This is a genomic window from Erysipelothrix larvae (assembly GCF_001545095.1).
Lineage (GTDB): Bacteria > Bacillota_I > Bacilli_A > Erysipelotrichales > Erysipelotrichaceae > Erysipelothrix > Erysipelothrix larvae.
On the sequence record NZ_CP013213.1, the window covers coordinates 2,428,232 to 2,449,410 of the forward strand.

Annotated in this window: 26 protein-coding genes; 6 read left to right on the top strand and 20 right to left on the bottom strand. The window is 37.6% G+C overall.

What is annotated here, in order from left to right; translation table 11 throughout:
- Positions 1 to 264 precede the first annotated feature (264 nt).
- Together AOC36_RS11290 and AOC36_RS11295 are read right to left on the bottom strand one after the other, a co-directional pair.
- Positions 265 to 546, bottom strand: coding sequence for an acylphosphatase (locus AOC36_RS11290; protein ID WP_067634372.1), 282 nt, complete (start codon positions 544 to 546; stop codon positions 265 to 267).
- A 15-nt stretch (positions 547 to 561) separates the two neighbouring features.
- Positions 562 to 1,050 carry a hypothetical protein gene (locus AOC36_RS11295; protein ID WP_067634374.1) on the bottom strand — a complete coding sequence of 163 codons (489 nt, stop codon included), beginning with the start codon at positions 1,048 to 1,050 and terminating at the stop codon, positions 562 to 564.
- Between the two features lie 169 nt (positions 1,051 to 1,219).
- Between AOC36_RS11295 and AOC36_RS11300 the strand changes: the two genes are divergently transcribed.
- On the top strand, positions 1,220 to 2,368 hold the full coding sequence (locus AOC36_RS11300; protein ID WP_067634380.1) for a hydroxymethylglutaryl-CoA synthase: 1,149 nt from the start codon (positions 1,220 to 1,222) through the stop codon (positions 2,366 to 2,368).
- Between the two features lie 245 nt (positions 2,369 to 2,613).
- Here AOC36_RS11300 and AOC36_RS11305 read toward each other — a convergent pair whose 3' ends face one another.
- The 15 genes from AOC36_RS11305 to mnmG form a co-directional block, all read right to left on the bottom strand.
- Positions 2,614 to 2,886: a hypothetical protein gene (locus AOC36_RS11305; RefSeq protein ID WP_067634382.1), complete on the bottom strand. Its 273-nt coding sequence runs from the start codon at positions 2,884 to 2,886 to the stop codon at positions 2,614 to 2,616.
- A 36-nt stretch (positions 2,887 to 2,922) separates the two neighbouring features.
- Positions 2,923 to 3,099 (bottom strand): MarR family transcriptional regulator, encoded by a 177-nt coding sequence (locus AOC36_RS11310; RefSeq protein ID WP_067634384.1) that lies wholly within the window; start codon positions 3,097 to 3,099, stop codon positions 2,923 to 2,925.
- A gap of 144 nt (positions 3,100 to 3,243) precedes the next feature.
- Complete coding sequence (locus AOC36_RS11315) at positions 3,244 to 3,981, bottom strand: glucosamine-6-phosphate deaminase (protein ID WP_067634386.1); 738 nt, start codon at positions 3,979 to 3,981, stop codon at positions 3,244 to 3,246.
- Positions 3,982 to 4,092: 111 nt separating this feature from the next.
- Complete coding sequence (locus tag AOC36_RS11320; protein ID WP_067634387.1) at positions 4,093 to 4,416, bottom strand: TfoX/Sxy family protein; 324 nt, start codon at positions 4,414 to 4,416, stop codon at positions 4,093 to 4,095.
- A 65-nt stretch (positions 4,417 to 4,481) separates the two neighbouring features.
- Positions 4,482 to 5,099, bottom strand: coding sequence for a hypothetical protein (locus tag AOC36_RS11325; RefSeq protein WP_067634388.1), 618 nt, complete (start codon positions 5,097 to 5,099; stop codon positions 4,482 to 4,484).
- A gap of 185 nt (positions 5,100 to 5,284) precedes the next feature.
- A complete protein-coding gene (locus tag AOC36_RS11330; RefSeq protein WP_067634390.1) occupies positions 5,285 to 5,767 on the bottom strand; it encodes a nucleoside-diphosphate kinase in 483 nt (160 codons plus the stop codon).
- A 41-nt stretch (positions 5,768 to 5,808) separates the two neighbouring features.
- On the bottom strand, positions 5,809 to 6,132 hold the full coding sequence (locus AOC36_RS11335) for a cyclic-di-AMP receptor (protein WP_067634392.1): 324 nt from the start codon (positions 6,130 to 6,132) through the stop codon (positions 5,809 to 5,811).
- A gap of 793 nt (positions 6,133 to 6,925) precedes the next feature.
- Positions 6,926 to 7,600 carry a ribose-5-phosphate isomerase RpiA gene (rpiA, locus tag AOC36_RS11340; protein WP_067634394.1) on the bottom strand — a complete coding sequence of 225 codons (675 nt, stop codon included), beginning with the start codon at positions 7,598 to 7,600 and terminating at the stop codon, positions 6,926 to 6,928.
- Positions 7,597 to 8,145 carry an SIR2 family NAD-dependent protein deacylase gene (locus AOC36_RS11345; protein ID WP_067634396.1) on the bottom strand — a complete coding sequence of 183 codons (549 nt, stop codon included), beginning with the start codon at positions 8,143 to 8,145 and terminating at the stop codon, positions 7,597 to 7,599. The genes rpiA and AOC36_RS11345 overlap by 4 nt, the downstream gene beginning before the upstream one ends.
- 39 nt (positions 8,146 to 8,184) lie before the next feature.
- Positions 8,185 to 9,051 carry a ParB/RepB/Spo0J family partition protein gene (locus tag AOC36_RS11350; RefSeq protein ID WP_067634398.1) on the bottom strand — a complete coding sequence of 289 codons (867 nt, stop codon included), beginning with the start codon at positions 9,049 to 9,051 and terminating at the stop codon, positions 8,185 to 8,187.
- A 1-nt stretch (position 9,052) separates the two neighbouring features.
- Positions 9,053 to 9,835 (bottom strand): ParA family protein, encoded by a 783-nt coding sequence (locus AOC36_RS11355; protein WP_067634400.1) that lies wholly within the window; start codon positions 9,833 to 9,835, stop codon positions 9,053 to 9,055.
- A 20-nt stretch (positions 9,836 to 9,855) separates the two neighbouring features.
- On the bottom strand, positions 9,856 to 10,611 hold the full coding sequence (locus AOC36_RS11360; protein ID WP_067634402.1) for a ParB/RepB/Spo0J family partition protein: 756 nt from the start codon (positions 10,609 to 10,611) through the stop codon (positions 9,856 to 9,858).
- On the bottom strand, positions 10,604 to 11,320 hold the full coding sequence (gene rsmG, locus AOC36_RS11365; RefSeq protein WP_067634404.1) for a 16S rRNA (guanine(527)-N(7))-methyltransferase RsmG: 717 nt from the start codon (positions 11,318 to 11,320) through the stop codon (positions 10,604 to 10,606). The genes AOC36_RS11360 and rsmG overlap by 8 nt, the downstream gene beginning before the upstream one ends.
- A complete protein-coding gene (locus AOC36_RS11370) occupies positions 11,320 to 12,294 on the bottom strand; it encodes a Gfo/Idh/MocA family protein (protein ID WP_067634406.1) in 975 nt (324 codons plus the stop codon). Before AOC36_RS11370 ends, rsmG begins: the two co-directional genes overlap by 1 nt.
- 4 nt (positions 12,295 to 12,298) lie before the next feature.
- Complete coding sequence (mnmG, locus tag AOC36_RS11375; RefSeq protein WP_067634408.1) at positions 12,299 to 14,152, bottom strand: tRNA uridine-5-carboxymethylaminomethyl(34) synthesis enzyme MnmG; 1,854 nt, start codon at positions 14,150 to 14,152, stop codon at positions 12,299 to 12,301.
- A 137-nt stretch (positions 14,153 to 14,289) separates the two neighbouring features.
- On the opposite strand from mnmG, the gene AOC36_RS11380 reads away from it, so the two are divergent.
- Genes AOC36_RS11380 through AOC36_RS11390 form a run of 3 tightly spaced genes read left to right on the top strand, consistent with a single transcriptional unit; the run spans position 14,290 to position 17,598 of the window.
- On the top strand, positions 14,290 to 14,649 hold the full coding sequence (locus AOC36_RS11380; RefSeq protein ID WP_067634411.1) for a GntR family transcriptional regulator: 360 nt from the start codon (positions 14,290 to 14,292) through the stop codon (positions 14,647 to 14,649).
- Complete coding sequence (locus tag AOC36_RS11385) at positions 14,646 to 15,527, top strand: ABC transporter ATP-binding protein (RefSeq protein WP_067634413.1); 882 nt, start codon at positions 14,646 to 14,648, stop codon at positions 15,525 to 15,527. The genes AOC36_RS11380 and AOC36_RS11385 overlap by 4 nt, the downstream gene beginning before the upstream one ends.
- Complete coding sequence (locus tag AOC36_RS11390; RefSeq protein WP_067634415.1) at positions 15,520 to 17,598, top strand: hypothetical protein; 2,079 nt, start codon at positions 15,520 to 15,522, stop codon at positions 17,596 to 17,598. Before AOC36_RS11385 ends, AOC36_RS11390 begins: the two co-directional genes overlap by 8 nt.
- A 182-nt stretch (positions 17,599 to 17,780) precedes the next feature.
- On the opposite strand, the gene AOC36_RS11395 is transcribed toward AOC36_RS11390, so the two are convergent.
- From AOC36_RS11395 to AOC36_RS11405, 3 genes are all read right to left on the bottom strand, one after another.
- A complete protein-coding gene (locus tag AOC36_RS11395) occupies positions 17,781 to 18,038 on the bottom strand; it encodes an arsenate reductase/protein-tyrosine-phosphatase family protein (RefSeq protein WP_470295749.1) in 258 nt (85 codons plus the stop codon).
- Between the two features lie 64 nt (positions 18,039 to 18,102).
- Positions 18,103 to 19,137, bottom strand: a complete 1,035-nt coding sequence (locus tag AOC36_RS11400; protein ID WP_067634417.1) for a HAMP domain-containing sensor histidine kinase — start codon at positions 19,135 to 19,137, stop codon at positions 18,103 to 18,105.
- Positions 19,134 to 19,805 (bottom strand): response regulator transcription factor, encoded by a 672-nt coding sequence (locus AOC36_RS11405; protein WP_067634419.1) that lies wholly within the window; start codon positions 19,803 to 19,805, stop codon positions 19,134 to 19,136. Before AOC36_RS11405 ends, AOC36_RS11400 begins: the two co-directional genes overlap by 4 nt.
- Before the next feature lie 179 nt (positions 19,806 to 19,984).
- Between AOC36_RS11405 and AOC36_RS11410 the strand changes: the two genes are divergently transcribed.
- Positions 19,985 to 20,506, top strand: a complete 522-nt coding sequence (locus AOC36_RS11410; protein ID WP_067634421.1) for a hypothetical protein — start codon at positions 19,985 to 19,987, stop codon at positions 20,504 to 20,506.
- A 62-nt stretch (positions 20,507 to 20,568) separates the two neighbouring features.
- Entirely contained in the window at positions 20,569 to 21,102 is a 534-nt protein-coding gene (locus AOC36_RS11415) for a hypothetical protein (protein ID WP_198401180.1), read from the top strand.
- Positions 21,103 to 21,179: the final 77 nt, after the last annotated feature.

Sequence of the window (21,179 nt, forward strand, 5' to 3'; positions counted from 1 at the left end):
TGAACCATTTAGATATTGTCTTTGTAAAGATTTCGCTAAAAAAGAAATCTCCGGTCAAATACACACTGGACAAGGTCAATCATCTGCTGGACCCCTCAAAGTATCAAAAGATTTCCATTAATTTAACTTTACGCGACCCGATAATTATTTCCTTTTATATTACCATCTAGCATTTCAACAATCCAATCACGTTGGCTGGCTAAATCCGCATTTATGTGGACTTTAATGTTTACAACATTAAGCTTTCACAAACAACTCGATAATTCAGTATCCAATTACTTTAAAGCCATTGTACGACTTTTCGTCCACTATTTCAGTAATCGAAACACGGTCGACATGACCCGAAGGGGCTGGTGAGCGCTTTACATCCTCCACAAACTTCATCACAGATTGTTTGGGACCTCTTACTTCAATCGTTACCGAGCCATCCATCTCATTCTTCACAAAACCCGTTAAGTCTCCATAAGAATCTGCAAGTCTTTGTGTAAAAAAGCGAAAACCAACGCCTTGTACAAAACCATATACATTTAATTGTAGTGTTATCATGGGGCCTCCTTTTGATTAATGCTGTATCTCATAACTCACAATATAAATAATCAAATTCTGTGTATAATCCGCGACGATACATACTGCATCACTACTGTCTTCTTTAAATGCAAGCCATGTAGTAAATGTATTGAACTTCTTCAATTTTTTCTCGAGTTTACCATAGTCAGATACGAGCCCAAGACTTTGTGCTGTATATCCATCCAGGTATTCAATGCTTTCGGGGTGATATTCTTCATCAATTTCTAAACGTATGCGTGCAACGATTTCACGATAGGTATCATCATCCAATTCATAAATGATATAACCCATAATCGCTTCGCGTTTCTTATTCTTGATATTGCTATGGGTTTTTATTGGAGTCATGTCTGGCAATGGAATTGACCAATGTGTTTCAAGCACATTTAAAACCTCAGACCGCTTTGAATCACGAGCCAACACGGTACCAAGAAAGACAAATAATGCACATCCTATCACTAAAATCGCCCATGTTTTTCGACGCATATAGAATCCCCCTACCTATCTTAATTTTACTTGATTATCACTCACAAGTACACAATTTAGGTACAATAGAACCTTATAATTATCTGTTTTTTCACATAATAACTAAACAAGAGTGCAATTTTCTTTAGTTTCGTCTATAATAATGTGTGGATTAGTAAGGAGTGTTCCAATGAGAATTGGCTTAGATAAAATTGGGTTCTATGCGCCTCAATATTATATTGAGATGAGTGAACTTGCCCAGTGGCGAGACACAGACCCTGATAAATATAAATACGGACTTGGTCAGGATCAAATGGCCATAGCTCCAAATACACAGGACACACTAACAATGGCTGTCAATGCCGCACATTCAATCCTATCTGAAGAAGACAAACAAGCAATCGATCTTGTTCTCTTTGCGACTGAGTCTGGATTGGACCAATCAAAAGCATTATCAATCTACGCTTTACGATTACTTGGCATACAACCACGTACACGATGTGTAGAGTTAAAAGAAGCATGTTATGCTGCAACAATCGCAATTATGATGGCTAAGGATCACATTCTTGCACACCCTGATAAAAAGGTGCTTGTACTCTCATCTGATATATCCAAGTACGGGCTTTATTCAAGTGGTGAGCCAACACAAGGCGCAGGAGCAGTAGCTTTACTCGTATCTAAAGATCCTCGCATCGCAATTATTGAAGATGAAACTGCATATTATTCGGATGACGTGATGGATTTCTGGAGACCAAACTACAGTGAAGTTGCATTTGTACAAGGAAAGTTCTCCAATGAACAGTACAGTCGTTTCTTCCACCAAACTTTTGATGATTATAGAGCAATGACAGGGCGTGGCTTCGATGACTTCCAAGCACTGTGCTTCCATATCCCTTATACAAAATTAGGGTTGAAAGCATTGAAATCTGTTGTTGATGAGGACAGTCATTTCCTAGACATCTTCCAAAAGAGCATCACCTTTAATCGACGTGTTGGTAATATCTATACTGGTTCAGTATTTTTAAGCTTATTATCATTACTTGATTCAGGACACTTAAAAGGAAATGATCGCATTGGGTTGTTTAGTTATGGTTCTGGGGCAGTTGGTGAATTTTTCTCTTTGTTAACTGTTGAAGGATATGAAAATAATATCCCACACGATATCGAAGAAAATCTTGATAAGCGAATTAAACTGACTCGAGAAGAGTATGAAACAATGTATCCAAGCGAACTTCCTACAGATGGTTCGCGCTACATTATTGATGACTCAAATGATCAGAGTTTCTGTGTGCTTGAAGGTATTGACAGTCATATAAGACTGTACAAAACCAAAGGATAAATAGATTGTTTGAAACACCATCAGGTCTGTCGTTAGACTAAATGGTGTTTTTTTAATTGACACCATCGGATCCAATGATTAACTCCAATTCCTAATTGTTAACCTCAAATCCTTAAGCATACGTAACTAAGTAATCGAACAATTGATCCATTGCACCATCAAAGATGATGGATCAATACAAACCAAAAAGATACGGTTGACTAAAAAATAATGATATTTTTATGATATATAAAAGAGAATGACACTCACGATTCTTCGTGATCATCATTCTCTTGTTCATATTCTAGTGTATCTTTTAGTTCCATTAACATTTCGCTATTATGCATCGTTGCAGCGATGAGTTCACCCAATCCCCACAAAATCGCAAACCCAAATAAGGATACTGCAGAACCAAGAATAACTACGCCTGGCGCATCTTCAAGTTGTGCGATTAGATAACTAAAAAATAACCCTACTATCAACACAATAAACGCAAATGTTAAGAATATAATCCGGATGGTCTTCATCCTTTTTGCCATAACCAAATCTCCTTTTTAAAATCGGTAATTACTCCTTTATTCAGCAGTATAGAAACATGCCTTTGGAGATGTAATCAACCCTTCTTTTTTCAATTCCTTAAATGCTTTATCAACCTCTTTGCGATCAATCTCCAGTATTTCCACAACGTTTACTGCTTTAAGTGGTTTATCTGATTCTTTAAGCAATTTTAAAACTCTATCTTTGTTGTCCATGTTTATCCCTCCAACATAATATAATTATATTTTATACCCACAGAAGAAGCAAGCGAAGTTGGTGTTCTCACGTTTTTTCACATACAAATTGTGAATATAAAGTGCACCTCAACAAAATATCCCGCAGTTGCCTACGGGACTTCTTCATTTATATTGATTGATTGTTATTTCATCAAGCTCAGATGCAGCCTCAGAATCGATTAAAATCGTTATTTTTGGATGAAGCGGGAGAATGCTTGCGGGAACTAAAGGATCCACAGGCCCTCCTAAAATACGTTTTATAATATCTGCCTTTTCTTTACCATTCGCAATTAACAGGATATTTTTTGTGTTCATCACACTTCGCGGTCCCATCGTAACATATGTATCTGGATACTCTTGTGGATCACTAAAATGAAATTCACCGACATTCTGACGCATTGCATCTGACATAACTACTTGTGTAGTTTGGTCAAAAAACTGTGTTGTATTTGGTAAGTTTCCACAAAAATGTCCATCTGCACCGACTCCTAAGAGTATGAAGTCCATACCACCTCGGCTTTGAATCAAATGATCGTGTGCTTTGTAATTCGTTTCATCAAGTCGGTGAATGTTTTCTTCTGGTATATTAGCAGGTGTAAAGAAATAGCTTCTTAAATCACTGATGGTAATTCCTTCACGCTTAGATCGCTTGTAGGCAATCTCATCAAAATTATAGAATGTCGTATTATAAGATATATTCAACCCACTCATTTTTGTCACTAACTTCTCATACATCAAAGCAGGTGTTCTTCCACCAGTAATCGCAATATTTTGATTTTCTGGGCTCAGTATATAACCCAACAGAATATTACTAGCGATTTCGCTCATTTCTTCATACGTTTTCGTTATTATTAATTTCATAAGTCTTCCTTTCATTTAGTTTATTCAAACTATCCCTATGAAGACTATATCAACGATTCCGACTAAAATAAACGAACCCTTCTTCATGAATTTAAATAAAACCCATACTTTTTAAACCTTTTTTTTCTTTGGTTTTGGCTCAGGAAGTGCTTTATATGTTTCTATGACAAAATCTGTTAGCTTACTTCTGTCATCAAGACTTTCAATAACATAATAGGGTTTTGCGCCTGGATAAGGTGGTGCCATACTCAATCCTTCCCATACTATTGCTCCTGCTTGGGTTGGTTTTACAAACAACTGATCTTCACATATAAGTCCAATAATTTTGCCATTACAATATACGCCAAACTCACCAAACATTCTTTTATAGGTTATCATTCCAGCATCTTCCATCTGGTCACATACATATTCAACAAATTCTAATGATGAAGCCATAAGAACCCTCTTTTCTAACACCACAATTATACATCGTGTATTTCGTATTATCTAGGGACAACGGTTCAAAAATGAGTGATTCTTAGATCCTTAAAGAATCCTTGAGTACCAACATCGACCCATAATCCAATGCTTCCTTTTTGATGAGCCCCTAGTTTTAAGTCATTCACAATCAGAACTGGATATTTTGAGTTGTGTAGATACAGTTTTGCACGTGTATCGATGACTTCAATCTTGAAATCAATCCACTCATCCAACCCCATATCTGCATAAGACTCATACTCTCCAGGTGCTTCGATTCGCAATTGATTATATTTATGATTTGGATAGGAAAAATATTGTGTTGAGCAGTTTCTTCGTTTTTGTAGTTCACATCGTCCATTGGTTGGTCTAATATAAATACTTTCAAACTGTGTATCATCCTCATTGATACGAAAGGCAAGCCCAATAAAACCTCTCGCAAGCTCGGGTGCATCTTGTAGAATTCTACTCAACACTTTGACTTTGATAATACCGTTGTGAAAATCGCAGTTTAATAATTTCGCATAGGTAGGTTCGTCATACTCAATGATGTGTTCGCCTTTAAGTACACAGATAGCTTGTTCTCCTTCCAACATTTCTGTCGTGATTTCAGTATTAATTGGCAAATAGATTTCATCTTGAAAATGTACAGTCTTGTCCATCGATAATCATCCTTTCTTCTTATACATACTACCCTAACGCCTCAAGTGCTACAAGTACCCACTTTAAGGTTCGTAACGTACTTTAAATGGAAAGAATTGAAAATCGGATAATAAAAAGGCAGTTGTGACTCATGTGTTTAACTCATGAGTCACAACTGCCTTCATATTATTCATATACTGATTCTTTAAAGATATTCACGCCACAAAGTAAGCTCACGCTCTTTGCTTTCAAATGAATCTGATGCATGGATTAGATTATTCACTAAGCGGTTTTGTGCTCCGGCTTTATCATAATCGTCATCACTTAAGTCGCCACGAATTGTTCCTTCTGCAGCGTTGGCTGGACTGGTAGCACCAACGAGTTTTCGAGTGTATTCAATGATATCTTCATCACCACTATAGCTTACACACATTGGCATGATTGTGTGTGGACCATAGTAATAAAACGAGTTGAAGAGTTTTCCCGGGAAATTGAAAGCAGGATCCATTTTATCGATAACTTCACCATAATGTTCAATTAGTGTTTTCATAACATCGAGATCAACATTTACTGTTTTTGAAGATTCAATGACTAAATGTGCACCTTTAAGTCTTTTTAGTATATCTTCCTGGTGATTACTCCTAAAAGCATCCGGCTTTAGCATTAAAAATGTTGTTTGTTTTGTCATAAGATACGACCTCCTCTAATAAAAAGACCTTACGAAAGGTCTTATAGTTTATGGAATTGTTCGACGTCAACTACGAATACTGTTGCACCGCCTACTGGTACTTCAATAGGGAATGATGCATAACGTCCGATATCGTACGAAGCACTAGAAGGTACAATTTCTGTACGTTTCTTACACTCAGTTCCAATGATATCAAGAGCCTTTGGTACGTTATCATCTTCTGTACCAATTATAATGGTTGTATTTCCAGCGCGAAGAAATCCACCTGTAGTCGCAAGGCGTGTTACCGAAAAATTCTCTTTTGTTAATGCTGATGAAACACTTGAAGCGTCATCATTTGATACGATTGCTAAAATTAATTTCATGAAGGTTACCTCCTAACTAAGCTAATTATATCACATAATATTTAAGTATATACGAACTTTGAATGATTTCAAAGTGTAAATTTAGTTTTTCACACAGCCGAAAACAACCAACTGAACCAGCTAAATAACAGGAATACGTTTCTTAGTATAAGCTCTATGATCTCCTAAAAAAGTTCAATTGGATTTTAATGAAAAATATCCAAATCAAAAACGATCGCCGATCAAAAGAGAATGGTTGATTACTCAGAGCAGTACGATGACAGTTTCTCAATTGCTAGTAGTAAAATTGAATTAAGTGATTCGGAACTAAGAAATATATACAGAGGGCTTTGGAAAATAGAAGAATCATTTAAGGTTATAAAAAGTGAGTTTAAGTGAAGACCTGTATTTTTTGAGTGTTGAGGAGCCTATTAAAGCACATTTTTGATTTGCTTTGTTTCCCTGGTAGTTTACAGTATTCTAGAACACACATTAGGTAATGTCTACTCACCAAAAACAAACCGGAAATCCCTTATAGGTTACAGTTGCTCTCAAGCGCATGAACACTATTATTTGATTATCGTGATCATGTTATAAAAAGCTTTAGCAAACGTGTTCAAGGTAGACTTTAGTAGAAAATACCTAAGCAAATCAGAAATTATTAATATTTTGAAAAGCACGTAATTAACGTCCATTATACAATGGTCTCTACCAAAAAGAAAACCTCGAAATGTAGGCTTTTAATGCCTATATTTTGAGGTTTTATTACTTTTAATCTGCAAAACTTAAGATGTTATTTTCACAAATTTTACTCTTAATCTCGCGTAAATGTTTTAATACCATCCATAGAGGCAACTATCACAATATCCGCAATATCTAAGAAAAGTCCATGTTCTACAACACCCGATGTATTATCCAATTGTTTTGCAAGTTCATATGGATTCTCAATAGACTCTAGGTGACAGTCAATAATGTAATTATTTGAGTCTGTAATATAGCGCCCTGTTTCTGATGGTCTGATTACTGGACTGTATCCCTTTTTCTCAAATTCCTTGAATAGAAGGTCTGTTGCGAAAGGGACAACTTCTATGGCCAGTGGAAATCGCCCTAATGTATCGACACATTTGCTTTCATCACAAATCCAAATGTTTGTATTAGTGTGGTTAGCAACGACTTTTTCAAATAAAAGTGCTCCCCCACCGCCTTTGATTCCATTAAGATCTTGGTCAAATTCATCGGCACCATCTACAGTAATATCGATATAGGGCACTTCATGTACTTCTTTTACATCAATCCCTAAGCTCTCAGCTTGTTCTTTTGATCGGGTGGAGGTTGGAACACCCACAATGTTGAGTCCCTCTTCATTCACGCGACGACCCAATTCTTCAATGATATAGTATGCTGTAGATCCAGTCCCTAGGCCAACTACCATGCCATCGAGAATATATTCACTTGCTTTTAATGCAGCTGCTTTTTTTAGTTCACTCATAGTGTTCGCTCCCTTAAATATTCCCTAACTTTTGTTTTTGCATCATCTTGTATCTCAACAACTTCTGCACCTCTTGATTTCGCAAGGACCCGTAAGTCATGCGCGATTGCTGTATGAAATGATGCGCCAATTACCAAGAAAACATCCCCACTTTGTAGTTCATTCACCATTTCGTATGCTTTTGCATAATTTGGTGCAGGATCTTCATAAAGAACGGGTTTGTTCGTAAGTTGTGATGCATACACCAACTCTTCGTCAGTCGGTAAGGTACCATGTAATGTTAATGGATTTGACCCTGCCAATTCATGTAAACCATCAATGTTCATAGTGATTATTGGAATGTTGTACTCAAAGAGGGCATGGTGGGCATCGTTGGGCTTTTTATCACGCATCGAATTCACAAGCTGTGTGATCGTTTCGTTATAAGCTTGTGGATGTTGATTGGCAAACGAACGAAATAAACGTGCTCTTACTTCTGGTTTTTCCATAAAGGTGCTAATTCCAGAATCCTTACTGATTCCAGCTCCTGTAAATGCAAGTATCATTGTCAGCCTCCTTATAAAAAATCTTTTGTTTCCAAAAGATTAGTGTTCAATTAAATTAAGTGTTTCAAGAATACGGTTTAAATCTTCATCATCTTCAAATCGAATGGACACTGTATTCTTATCAATATTTACACGTGTTTGAAGTTTCTTTTCGAATAGTGTTTTAGCATATGCGTAATGTTTAGTATTGTCATCTTTTTTAGGTGTTGGTTTCTCAGGTTGTTTGACAAGTTTCTCAACTTGACGTGCTGATAAGTCACCCTTCTTAATCTCTTTAGCAAGCCGTTCGATTTCCTTTGAGTCGTCCAATGTAATTAATGGTCGAACTTGTCCCATTGTAAGATCACCCTGGTTAACCATCATTTGAACGGATTCGGGAAGCTTCAACAAGCGTAATAAATTTGCGATATGACTTCTTGACTTGTGGACGCGTTTGGCAACCTCATCCTGTGTTAAATTGAGACGTTCCATCAACAATTGATAGCCATGTGCTTCATCGATAACACTGAGATCTTCACGTTGAACGTTTTCCACAAGTGCTATTTCCATCATTTGTTGGTCATCAAAACCAACAACAATCGCACTTATTTCTTTGAGTCCTGCAAGTTTACTTGCGCGTAGACGACGTTCTCCTGCAATTAATTCATAGCCTTTGTTGCTTTCTCTTACGAGTATTGGTGTGAAGAGTCCATGTTCCTTAATTGAATCTGCGAGTTCTTGTAGTTTCGCATCATCAAAATGACGGCGTGGTTGATATGGGTTAACACGAATCGTGTTGACCTTAAGCGATGTTTTTACACCCCCATATTCGTCATGTGACCCTGTTTGAATCTCTTCTAATACAGATGAAACATCATCACCAAATATGGCCCCTAGACCCTTCCCTAAACGATTACGATCAGACATCTTACTTCACCTCTTCTTTATTGTAGTTGAGGACTTCTTTTGCAAGTGCTGCATAGGCTTTGGCACCTTCTGAACGTACATCATATTCAAAAATTGATGATCCTCGTGATGGTGCTTCACTCAACTTAATATTTCTCGGTATATTACTCTTATAAACGCGTTCTTTAAAGTATTTTCGTACTTCTTGTTGAACTTCAACACTGAGTCGTGTTCTGACATCGAACATCGTCAGTAACACCCCTTCAATTCTGAGCTCAGGGTTGAAGAGCTTTTGTACAAGTCGAATAGTGGAGAGAAGTTGTGTCAACCCTTCAAGTGCATAGTATTCACATTGCACAGGGATAATAACTGAGTCTGCTGCTGTTAATGCGTTGGTATTAAGGAGTCCAAGTGATGGTGGACAATCGATAATGATGAAGTCATACGCATCACGCACTTCTAACAGTTTATTTTTTAGTAAACGTTCTCTTCCTACTTTAAACTCAACCATTTCAAGGTCTGCACCTGCTAAGTCAATGGTCGCGGGGATTAAATCAAGTGGGGGTGTTTTGAGTGTTTGCACTACATCCCGCACTTGTGTATCTTGCCCTAATAATAAATCATATGTACTCTTTTTAATTGTGCTACGGTTTGCGCCTACACCTTGAGTCGTATTCCCTTGTGGATCTAAATCAATCAAGAGTACACGTTGCCCTAAATACGCTAAGCCAGCTGCAAGATTAATACTTGTAGTTGTCTTACCAACGCCCCCCTTTTGATTCGCTATGGCGATAATTTTACCCACTTAACTCACCTCAGATCTTCCTATTTTGGAAAACGCAATGTAATAATTACCGCATCATCCGTTTCTTCAATATCTTGTTCTACTTTAATCCCTGTTTTTGTCACCATCGCGACGGTTTGTTTGATGGAATTAACGCCAATCTTAATACTTTGCGATATTCCTTTGAGAACAGGTTTCTTTTTCTTTTTTGGTTTTTGAACCAATATTTCTGTTTGTTTTACATTCAATTTATCATTCACGATTTTATTGAGTGTTGGCATGATTTCATCCCGTTCAACTCCCAATAGTGCCCGTGCATGTCTTTCGGTAATTTGACGATTACCTAAAGCATCAAGCGCATCATCTGGAAGTTCTAATAATCGAATCTTATTTGCAATTGCAGATTGTGATTTCCCAACTTTAGCTGCTAACTCTTTTTGAGTGATGCCTTGAATTCTTAACAGATCTCGATAGGCATTTGCTTCATCCACAACATTCAAGTCTTCGCGTTGAATGTTCTCAATAAGTGCGAGTGCTGCACTTTTTTGAGAGTCTACATCTGCGATGATTGCGGGCACAGTAATACTCCCAGTTAAGAGCATTGCACGGTAGCGTCGTTCACCTGCTACAATTTCATAATTCCCATTATCAATTGGTCTTACTACGATTGGTTGAATCAGCCCATTTTCTCGGATTGATTGTGCCAATTCAAACAGATGTTCGTCATCAAATTGTGTTCGTGGTTGATAGCGATTTGGTACTACTTTTTCAATTGGCAACTCTACATTTCTATTCATATTTCCTCCCTGATAATGGTGCTCTCTTTATTTTACCATAAGTTCTTGGGTATTGAGGGGGCGTCTTACACATTTTTAAAATCTCAAGGTTAATTCGCGTCCCTAATGTTTCGTTGAATTCTTTATGTACCGCTTTTAATTCGCCACCACACAGTGTGATTGCTTTTTGTGAAACCGCATATTCTTGTTCTCCAGAAGCACCTTTCATCGCAATAAAAAGCCCCCCTACCTTAACAAGTGGCAAACACAGTTCGCTAAGAATGTCTAAATATGCTACAGCGCGTGCGGTACACACATCAAACAATTCTCTGTGTTTTTTCACAAAGTCTTCCGCTCTTTCATTATATACTGTTACATTTGATAAATGGCATGCTTGAATTACTTGATTCAGAAAATTACAACGTTTCAGAGTGGGTTCGACACAAGATATCGTAATATCTGGTCTTAGGATGGCAAGAACTAATCCAGGAAACCCTGCACCACTTCCAATATCACAGACAAAAGACCCCTTTTTAATTAAGGGGTTAATAAGCATTGAATCATAGTAATGTTTTAAATAAATCCCTTCATCATCATCAATGGCGGTTAGATTTAAAACCTGATTCACAGTTTGTATTAAATGTTTATACGTAAGGAGATTGTCACGTTTGTTTTCGTCTACTTCAATTCCTAACTTTTCTAATTCTATGATTAATGCTTCAAATGTCATTAGCTATCAAATTCCAATCCTATTTGTCTCCGTGCTTCTTGGGCAACCTTTACTACATCGAGACTTTCTTGTAAGTACACATCTCGTAGTGCAAGGTCATTATTATCCACCATATTCACAAAAGTTTCAAGTTCATAATACAATCGTGGCATGGTTTGCTCTTTAATTTCTTTATCGCCTTGAGAAGAAATGAATTTGAGTTTTTCAAGACTATTCACACCATCCTCAATGTACACATACCCTTTTTCACCTTGAATTTGTCCAAAATTCTTAGAGAAACTGTCTTTTGCACCAACTAATACTGCTTTAAAATTACCATAATCAAGGACTAAGATTCCAGAAAGGTCAATGCCATTATCGTGGACATTTGCATCATACTTGATGCCTTTTGGTAAACCAAAGAGTCCCACTACAAAGTGAATGTTGTAGATGTTGATATCGGCTAGTGCACCCCCTGAAAACGCAGGGTTAAAGACGTTGGGTAAGTCACCTTCTAAAAGTGCATCATAGCGACTTGAATACTGACTGTAGTTACATTGGATTAATTTTATATCACCCAAACTTGCTAGGTTTTCTTTGAGTATATTAAAGTGAGGCATATGAATGTTACAGATTGCCTCCATGAGAATTAATCCTTTTTCTTGTGCTAAATTAATGAGTTCTTTAGCACGGGTTTGATTACCTGCAAATGGTTTTTCAACTAAAACATGTTTGCCACTCAAAAGTGCTTGTTTCGCTTGTGGATAGTGAAGACTGTTTGGAGATGCAATATAAATTGCATCCAATGTTTGATCCAATAACATCGTCTCTAAATCAGTATATACATTTGGAATATGCAGTTTGTCTGCAAATTGACGACCCGTTTCTTCACGACGTGAAAGTACTGCATCAAAAGATACTCCTTCATGGACTCTTGCTGAACGTATAAACGTTTCTACAATAACACCTGTCCCCACTACACCAAATCGAATCATGCTTTTAGGCCTCCCTTTGTTTCAACACCATTGCGAGAATCGTCAGATCTGCTGGATTTACACCTGAAATGCGTGATGCTTGCCCCATTGTACGTGGCCGTACTAGGTTAAGTTTTTGTCTTCCCTCAATGGATAAGTTTTGAACCCCATCATAATCCATAGATTCAGGGAGTTCGATATTTTCCATTGCGCGTAACTTCTCAGCATCTTTCATCGCTTTACGAATATATCCCTCATATTTGATTTCAACCTCAGCTTGAAACGCAAGATCATGGCGTAGGTCATATCCTATAAGGTCAAGCAGTGCATCCAATTTAATCTCAGGACGTTTCACAGCTTCATAAAGTGTAAGGTCATGTGCTTCAAACGGTGAATTATTTGATTCAAAGTAAGCACGCATCGCATCAGAACGATCTAGACGAATTTTCTTCGCTTCTTCTATAAATGCATCAATTGATTTTATTTCTTCTTTAATTATCGCATATTCTTCATCATTTAGTAACCCAACTTCATGACCAAAATGAGATAACCGTCGATATGCGTTATCATGACGCAAAAGGAGGCGGTATTCTGCACGTGATGTTAACAGTCGGTAAGGTTCTTTTGTTCCTTTAGTAACAAGATCGTCAATCATGACACCAATATATGCTTCATCACGTTTCAAGATCAATGGATTTCTATTTTGGACCTTAAGTGCAGCATTAATTCCTGCCATGAGCCCTTGTCCTGCAGCTTCTTCATAGCCTGATGTTCCATTAATTTGTCCAGCTGTAAATAAGCCTGGCACTCGCATTACTTCCAAGGAAGGACTGAGTTGTAAGGGATCAATTGCATCATACTCGATAGCGTACCCATACTTTTGAACTTCACAGTTTTCAAGCCCTGGGATGGTTCGCAACATTTGGTCTTGAACAGCTTCTGGTAAAGAAGATGACAACCCTTGAACGTATGTTGTATCAAGGTGTGCACTTTCTGGTTCTAAAAATATTTGATGACGCTTCTTATCAGCAAACCGTACAATCTTATCTTCGATTGATGGACAGTATCGCGCACCCACGCCTTCCACAACACCTGAATACATACTTGATTTGTCAAGATTTGCAAGAATAATTTCATGGGTTTTCTCATTTGTATACGTTAAGTAACATGGATATTGCTCTTGAATCAGATCCTGTGGTTTGGTTTTATTTGAAAAAGTATACGGTTCTGTATCACCTGGTTGAATTTCAGTTTTTGAAAAGTCAATCGAACGTGTATAAACACGTGCAGGCGTTCCAGTTTTAAGTCTAAACGTTTTAAGGCCTAAAGCTCTGAGTGATTCTGAGAGTTTGTTGGTTGTTGGATCACCATCTGGTCCACTCTCAGTTACGCTTGAAGACACTAAAATCTTTGAGCTCATGTAGGTCCCCGATGTGATAATCACAGTCTTTGATTGAATCACTTCACCTTCAGATGTAATCACACCCACACATATGCCATTTTCAATGGCAATGCCTTCAACCATCTTTTGCACAACATCAATTCCTGGTTCATTTAATACAGCATCCCGCATGGCATGGGAATACTCAATCTTATCGGATTGGACACGAAGACATTGAACTCCTGGTCCTTTGGACGAATTTAAAATACGGAATTGAAGGGCTGTTTTATCAGCAATTTTCCCCATCACTCCGCCTAAGCTTTCGATTTCACGAACTACGATTCCTTTTGCAGGTCCACCTACAGATGGATTACAGGGCATCGATGCAATGCGATCAACATTTAAGGTAAAGAGCGCTGTTTTTCGCCCCATACGTGCTGCAGCCACACTTGCTTCAACACCAGCATGACCACCGCCCACAACAATTACTTCATACATAATAAACACCTCTCATGAATTTTAACACATTTACAGTAAAATACGATGCTAAAGTGCAATGATATTGACAATGATACACACTAGTGTTACTGTATTATTGTAAATAGTACAGTTAGTACACTGAAAGGAGACGCCATATGTTCTCAATCGATTTAAGAAGCAATGTTCCAATCTTTGAACAACTCTATCAAGAAATCGGAAAGTATATTGCCTTGAGTATATTGAAACCTGACGAACAACTTCCCACTGTACGGTCTTTAGCAAAAGAATTGGGGATTAATCCCAATACTGTGTCAAAAGCCTACCAGGAAGCGGAGCGATCGGGTCTTATCTATTCAGTATCGGGGGTTGGGATGTTTGTATCTAATACTAGCGAAGGTGTGAAAGCAGTGCTTGCGAAAGCCTATGCTACACTTTTTGAGGCCTATAATGCCTTAATAGAATTGGGTGAAGCACCTGATGATATAATAAATACATTGAGGGGACTTAAATCATGATAAAACTATATAACGTCAGTAAATCATTTGACCAAAAACACATCCTAGAAGATATTAATTGGGAAGTGAAAGAGGGTCACATTGTTGGATTAGTTGGACCAAACGGTTCAGGTAAGTCAACTTTACTTCGCTTAATCAGCGGTGTTATCGAACCCGATTGCGGTACCGTTCAAATAGATGGTATGGAAGTCTTTGAGAACGTCAAAGCGAAATCAAACATCTTATTTTTAGGTGATGATCCGTATTTCTTCCAACAATCTACCTTAGAAGATATGCGTAATTTCTATACCAAGTTTTATCCAAACTTTGACAATACCATCTACACATCCTTAATCGGAGTGTTTAAGATTAATCCAAAAGAGAAAATCAATTCATTCTCTAAAGGGATGAAACGTCAATGCGCCTTAATCATTGCACTGTCATGTAAACCCGATATTTTACTGCTTGATGAAGCGTTTGATGGACTCGATCCTGTCATGCGTTTTAAACTCCGTCAGATTATCGCGGATTCAGTAGCGACTCAAAACATCATCGCAATTATTTCATCCCACAACTTACGTGAACTTGAAGATATCTGCGATACGGTTGTAATGATTAACAATCGCACGCTTGCACTGGACCATTCTTCTGAAGAAGTGCATGATCTGTATCATAAATACCAAGTGGTCTTTCATGAAGACACGGATATTAACTCAATTAAATCAATTAAACCGCTTCATGTTTCTGGGAAATCGCGGATATTCTCAATTATTATGAAAGGTCCAAAAGATACCTGTGACCAATTAATCGAAAGTCTAAACCCAGCATTATTTGAACGTACAGGTGTATCCCTTGAGGAAGTGTTTGTTTACGAAGTGGAGGATTCCAACAATGCGTAATTTATTGAAAGCACGGATTAATTTAAATCTTCTAAAGCATAACTTGAAAACACAAAGAGCTTATATTGTTCTCTTCACAGTGTTCTTCTTTGTTCTATTCCCTTCGTCAACTATTGTGAAGATACTCAGAAGGGATGGCTTTCCATCAATGCTTTCAGGCGATAGTGTGCCATTCGCATTGATTATCTTTACAGGTATGGTGATGTTCTTTATGCCTTTTATCACCCAAAGCTATCTCAACTCTAAAAAGGCAGTTGATGTCTATCATGCCCTTCCAATCACACGAAACGACTTATACCTAACAAACGCTTTCTCCAGTTTCATTATAGTTTATCTTCCATTTACAATTAACTATGTACTGGGATATAGCCTATTAGCAAGCCAAGGGGTAAATTTCGCTAACCACCATGTGTTTCTCTATTTTGCATTTGCAAGTATCTTGTTCTTTGCGATTCAAACCTGTAATAACTTTGTAATTATGAATACAGGAACCCTTGCCAACGGTTTAGTTCATGCATTCATTTTATTCATCGCACCCTTTGTTGCGTATGGCGCATTTACGTCGTTTGTGGAATCGTTCATCTTTGGCGTATCTGCCTTTGACGAAATGATCCTAAGCTATCTTTCACCATCGTATGGACTTCTTCGATTGATTGGTGTTCCATCAAAAAATCAAGTGCTCGTTGTTGGAACGGTGTGGCTTATTGTCTCTATTGGATTTACATGTTTCAATCTCAATCTCTATAATAAGCGTAAGTCGGAACGGTCTGAGGAACCCTTTACCAATCACCGTTATTTCCCACTTGTTGTATCACTATTTACGGGTCTGGTATTGACAGGACTCATGTCTTTATTTACCTATAGTAATGACTCATCATCCAATAAAGGTTTGGCTGATTATCTAACGCTCAATACCTTCCTCATTCCGATGGGTATTTCATTTGTGATGTATATCGTCCTTGATTTCTTCAGATATAAATCCACGAAGCACTTTGCGAAAGCTGTGATCCACTATTTTATTATCGCTGCAACCACAGTATCGATCTGTGTCGTACTAATCTTTACGAACCTACTGGGCTATGGAAACTTCATTCCATCAACACAGTCCATTCGTGAAGTAAAAGTCACTCACTATTCCGTCGTCTCTCAGTTATATCCGACATCCTATTATTATGACATTTCAAATTTAGTGTTAACCGAGGACCAATCCATTCAAGAGATTGTGAATTTCCATCACAAGATCCTTAATTTCTATGATGAAAACCCTAATTTTGGGTATTACGATTCCGACTATACTTTTGAAAATGAAAACGCTCAAAAGGCTCCGGTTTCAAACATCGATACGATCTCTATTGAGTACAAAGTAAGGGGAGGGTTCACAGTATCTCGAAACTATAACATTCCATCCTCACTCAGCACAAGCCTTTACACACTCGCAAACAACTGGGATGTCCAAACCTCAGCGCATAGAATCTTGAATCCTGAAGTCGTGTTGGACACAAACAGCGTGACCTTCTTCAACGCAACAATGACGAAAACACGGACCCTATCTTTCACCGAAAATGTTCGAACTGAATTTATCAATCGATACAAAGAAGATCTCAGTTCAATGGATGACGAAACCTTTGCGTTTGAGGAAAGCGAACTGAAGTACGTTCTTCAATATTCCGCCTATACTTATGATGCTCAACGAGACATTTACGCATCCAGTAACGTATCGACCCTTTTCATTGATTCACGATTCAAATATACCGTGGATTATCTTGATTCGCTTATTGGTGGGGAAGAAACGATGAACCCTTCGGGGTCTTCATTTACGCTTGCGACATTCGGTGAAAACGACATCGTGATTCCTCAATATGGCCTGCCATTTATTACAATTGATGACTTATACGGCTATGCAATACTTGATAGTCGATCATTGACCCGTGATGAAGCACACGCATTGAGTTCAAACATCAACGGTCCACACCTAAGAACGACATCGAAGGCTGTATATGTTGTGACTGTTGGGTCTTCAACGTACTTCTTGCCTACAGACTTCACAACTACTTCAACAATCGATAACTAACGATTTAATCTAAAAAACGCATTGAGTTACGCGCTCAATGCGTTTTCTTATGGTTTCAATTTTTGTGCTAGCGCTTGTATTTTAGAATCAATGGCTTGGATTGTTTCTTTGAATACGTCATCCGTATGCCCTGATGGGTCATCCAACCCCCAATCTTCTCGCCATTCACAGGCTAAGGTTGGTCATTCAACATTACACCCCATTGTAATCACAATATCGAGTGCCGGTATCTCAGACAACACCTTTGAATTGTGTGTTTTTTCCATATCAATGCCATACAATTCCTTCATGAGTCGTACAGCATCTTGATTGATCTGAGGTTTCGTTTCAGTTCCAGCACTATAACTCTCAAAAACATCTGAAGCATAATACCTACCCAATGCTTCAGCGATTTGGCTTCGACATGAGTTATGCACACAAATAAATCCAACTTTTTTCATACAATCCATCCTTTAACATTTATCATCTTAACTATAGAAGAAACGTATGGACTGCGTCAAGTCTTTATCTTTGTGTGTCAATATGTACTGTGAAGGTTGTCCCAACACCCAACTCACTATCAACATCAATGGTTCCATTAAGTAGTTCAACACACCGTGCTACAAGTGCCATTCCCAATCCATTCCCTTGTACAAATCGTGAAGTATCCCCTTGATAGAACTTCTCAAACAGTCTTTGTTTCGTTTCATTACTCATACCAACACCACTATCTGATATTCTAACCACAATCCCTTTATCTGTTGATGTTTGGGTAATTGATATGGTTCCTTTTGCATCTGTAAACTTTGTAGCATTGGATAAAAGGTTTCGCCAAATGATTGATACAATTGCAGGATCTTGATAAAGGGTAGCAACATCTTCGATATTTATCTCATAGTTGATATTTTTCGCTTCCCACATATCAACAAATGAGATAATACACTCTGACAGCTGTTCACACACATTATAAGATTCATGGGATGAGATAATGCCTTGATTTTCAAGCTTACTGAGTTGAAGGATATTGGTAACTAATACACTCAAATTCTGAGATGATTGCATTAAGAAGTGGGTATAATCCAGACGTTCTTCTTCACTGAGTTGCGGTTTTTGAAGCATTCGCGCATACCCTTGAATACTTGCAAGCGGGGTTTTTATTTCATGTGAAACACTGGCAATAAAGTCTGTCTTCATCGTTTCTAACGACCCCAATGCTTCCACCATTTTATTGAAGTCTTTAAACATTTCGTTGATATAGTTTGCTTGGCTCAAAGACCTAATGGGTTTGAGGTAAATTGAAAAATCACCCGATGCGACTTTTCGTGTTGCTTCTCCAAGGATCATCATTGGATCTTCATACGCCTTTCTCCGTTGGTGATTTGTAAGAAAGGTAAAACCTGCAGCAACGATCAACCAATACAGAGCATAATACAACCCAAAAGGAAATATGTATTCTCGAAATTGTGCTCCATAAAAGATTGCTGGTAAAGCACCCAGCAATGATAGCACAACAAAGGACCAGAAATACTCAATCCATGTGAAATAGATGCGTCGTTTCATGTTAGCACCACCTTATACCCAAGCCCATGGACTGTAACAATCTTAAACTCGGTAATCTCTGAACACTTATCCCTCAGTTTCGTAATGTATACATCCACAGCCCGTGGACTGGTATCTGTATCGACGTCCCAAAACTCATCCATCAATTGAGTGCGTGAAAATGTTTTATTGGGATAGGACAATAATTTATACAGGATGTTGAATTCACGTAAGGTGCAGGGTATTTCAGTCCCTTGATACGAAACTGTATTTGAGTTTGCATTAATTTCAAATTGGTTCATTGTTAGGGTACGGTTTGTATTAATATGAGCCCTTCGAAGTAAGGCATAGACTCTCATTTCAAGTTCATCAAGATCGATGGGTTTGACCATATAATCATCAATCCCTATTTTAAATCCTTTTTGTTTTGATGCGATATCATCCCGAGCACTTACAAATAGAATTGGAATTGTTTCATTGAGTTTACGGACGGTTTGCGCAAATTCAAACCCATCAATTCTAGGCATCATGACATCCGAGACTATCAAGTCAAAGGTATTGTTGTACATCGCATCATATGCTTCTTCACCATTAATACACCCTTCAACATCAAACCCACAGCCTCTTAAAAACTTACACATTAAATGATTCATTTCATAATCATCTTCAACAATCAAGATTCGATTCATTTCACACGCCTCCATCCACGATTTATTGACACACTTATAGTCTTTATTATAAGTATAGACTATAAATGTTTCAGAAATGTTAAGTATTTCTCCTAATATTTAATAATCCCGAAACATCTTATAAGCATTCTACAAACATTCTTATTCTATACTTCATCATGTAAGGAGCGATGAACACCATGGAAACAAAGAAAATATACGTATTACTTCAAGGCTATCAGTGTTTGTTTGGGGATGTCTATAAACGATTGAAAGGGACACAATATAATCATGCATCTTTGGGAATTGTAGACTCAATGGATGAATTCTATAGTTTTAGATCAAAATGGGGTCTGTGCATTGAACATCCCTTTCGATTCAATAAACCCTATAAAAAAGATGTTCAGTGTATGATTTACGAAATTGAAGTAACATCACAACAATATTCAGAAATACAAGAGACAATTCAGTCTTATTTGAATCAACGTGAACACTTCCACTTCTCATATACAAGCCTCTTGTTAGGATTTCTCGGCATTCGGCACAATTTTAAACAGGGTTACACTTGTTCAAAATTCGTGGCTGAGGTCTTAGAGAAGAGCGGGGTAATGTCAATTGGAAAGCATACTTCGTTATGTTTACCTACCGATTTTGAAAACACACTGACGTTGACACACTATGAAGGTCTTGCGAGAAATTACAAAAGTTCTCTAGATTATTAACACCTTAACAATTCAGAAACATCCTTACGCTATAATGCAAACAAAGAAAAGAGGAACTTTATATGAAAGCAATGAATGAAGAAAAAAATTTTGTAGGTTATGAATACCAAGATGTTACAGTAAAAAATGCCTATGTGAATCTCTACGTCGATTCATACGAAAATTTTGGATGGGAATTTGAAGACAAGAAAAGTGCAACACATAATGTAGGGAGTACAACGCTTGTATTTAAACGTGATCGTAAAATTCGCAATAAAGCAGAATTAACCCGTCTTCAAAGACAGTTTGACTCCCTTGTTGAGCAAGTCGATCACCTTGAAACAAAGAAGGTTTTTAAAGCGTCTGCAATTGCATATATACTTGGGGTTATAGGATGTGGTTTTATGGCTGCTTCTGTAATGGTTATGTCATTTCTAAGTAATACTATGCTCATGATCATCCTTGCAATCCCTGGTGTGATTCTATGGATTATTCCATACCTTGTATTTAGACACATCAAGAATCAATCAACCCTTGAGGTAACACCAATGATTGATGAAAAATACGATGAAATCTACGATGTCTCAATGCGTGCAAACAGCCTTCTTAGTGTATAGCGCCACTATCAAACACCTTCGGGTGTTTTTTTGTCTTAAATTAAATGCGGACCCTTTATTACTCAAATTTCTGTTAT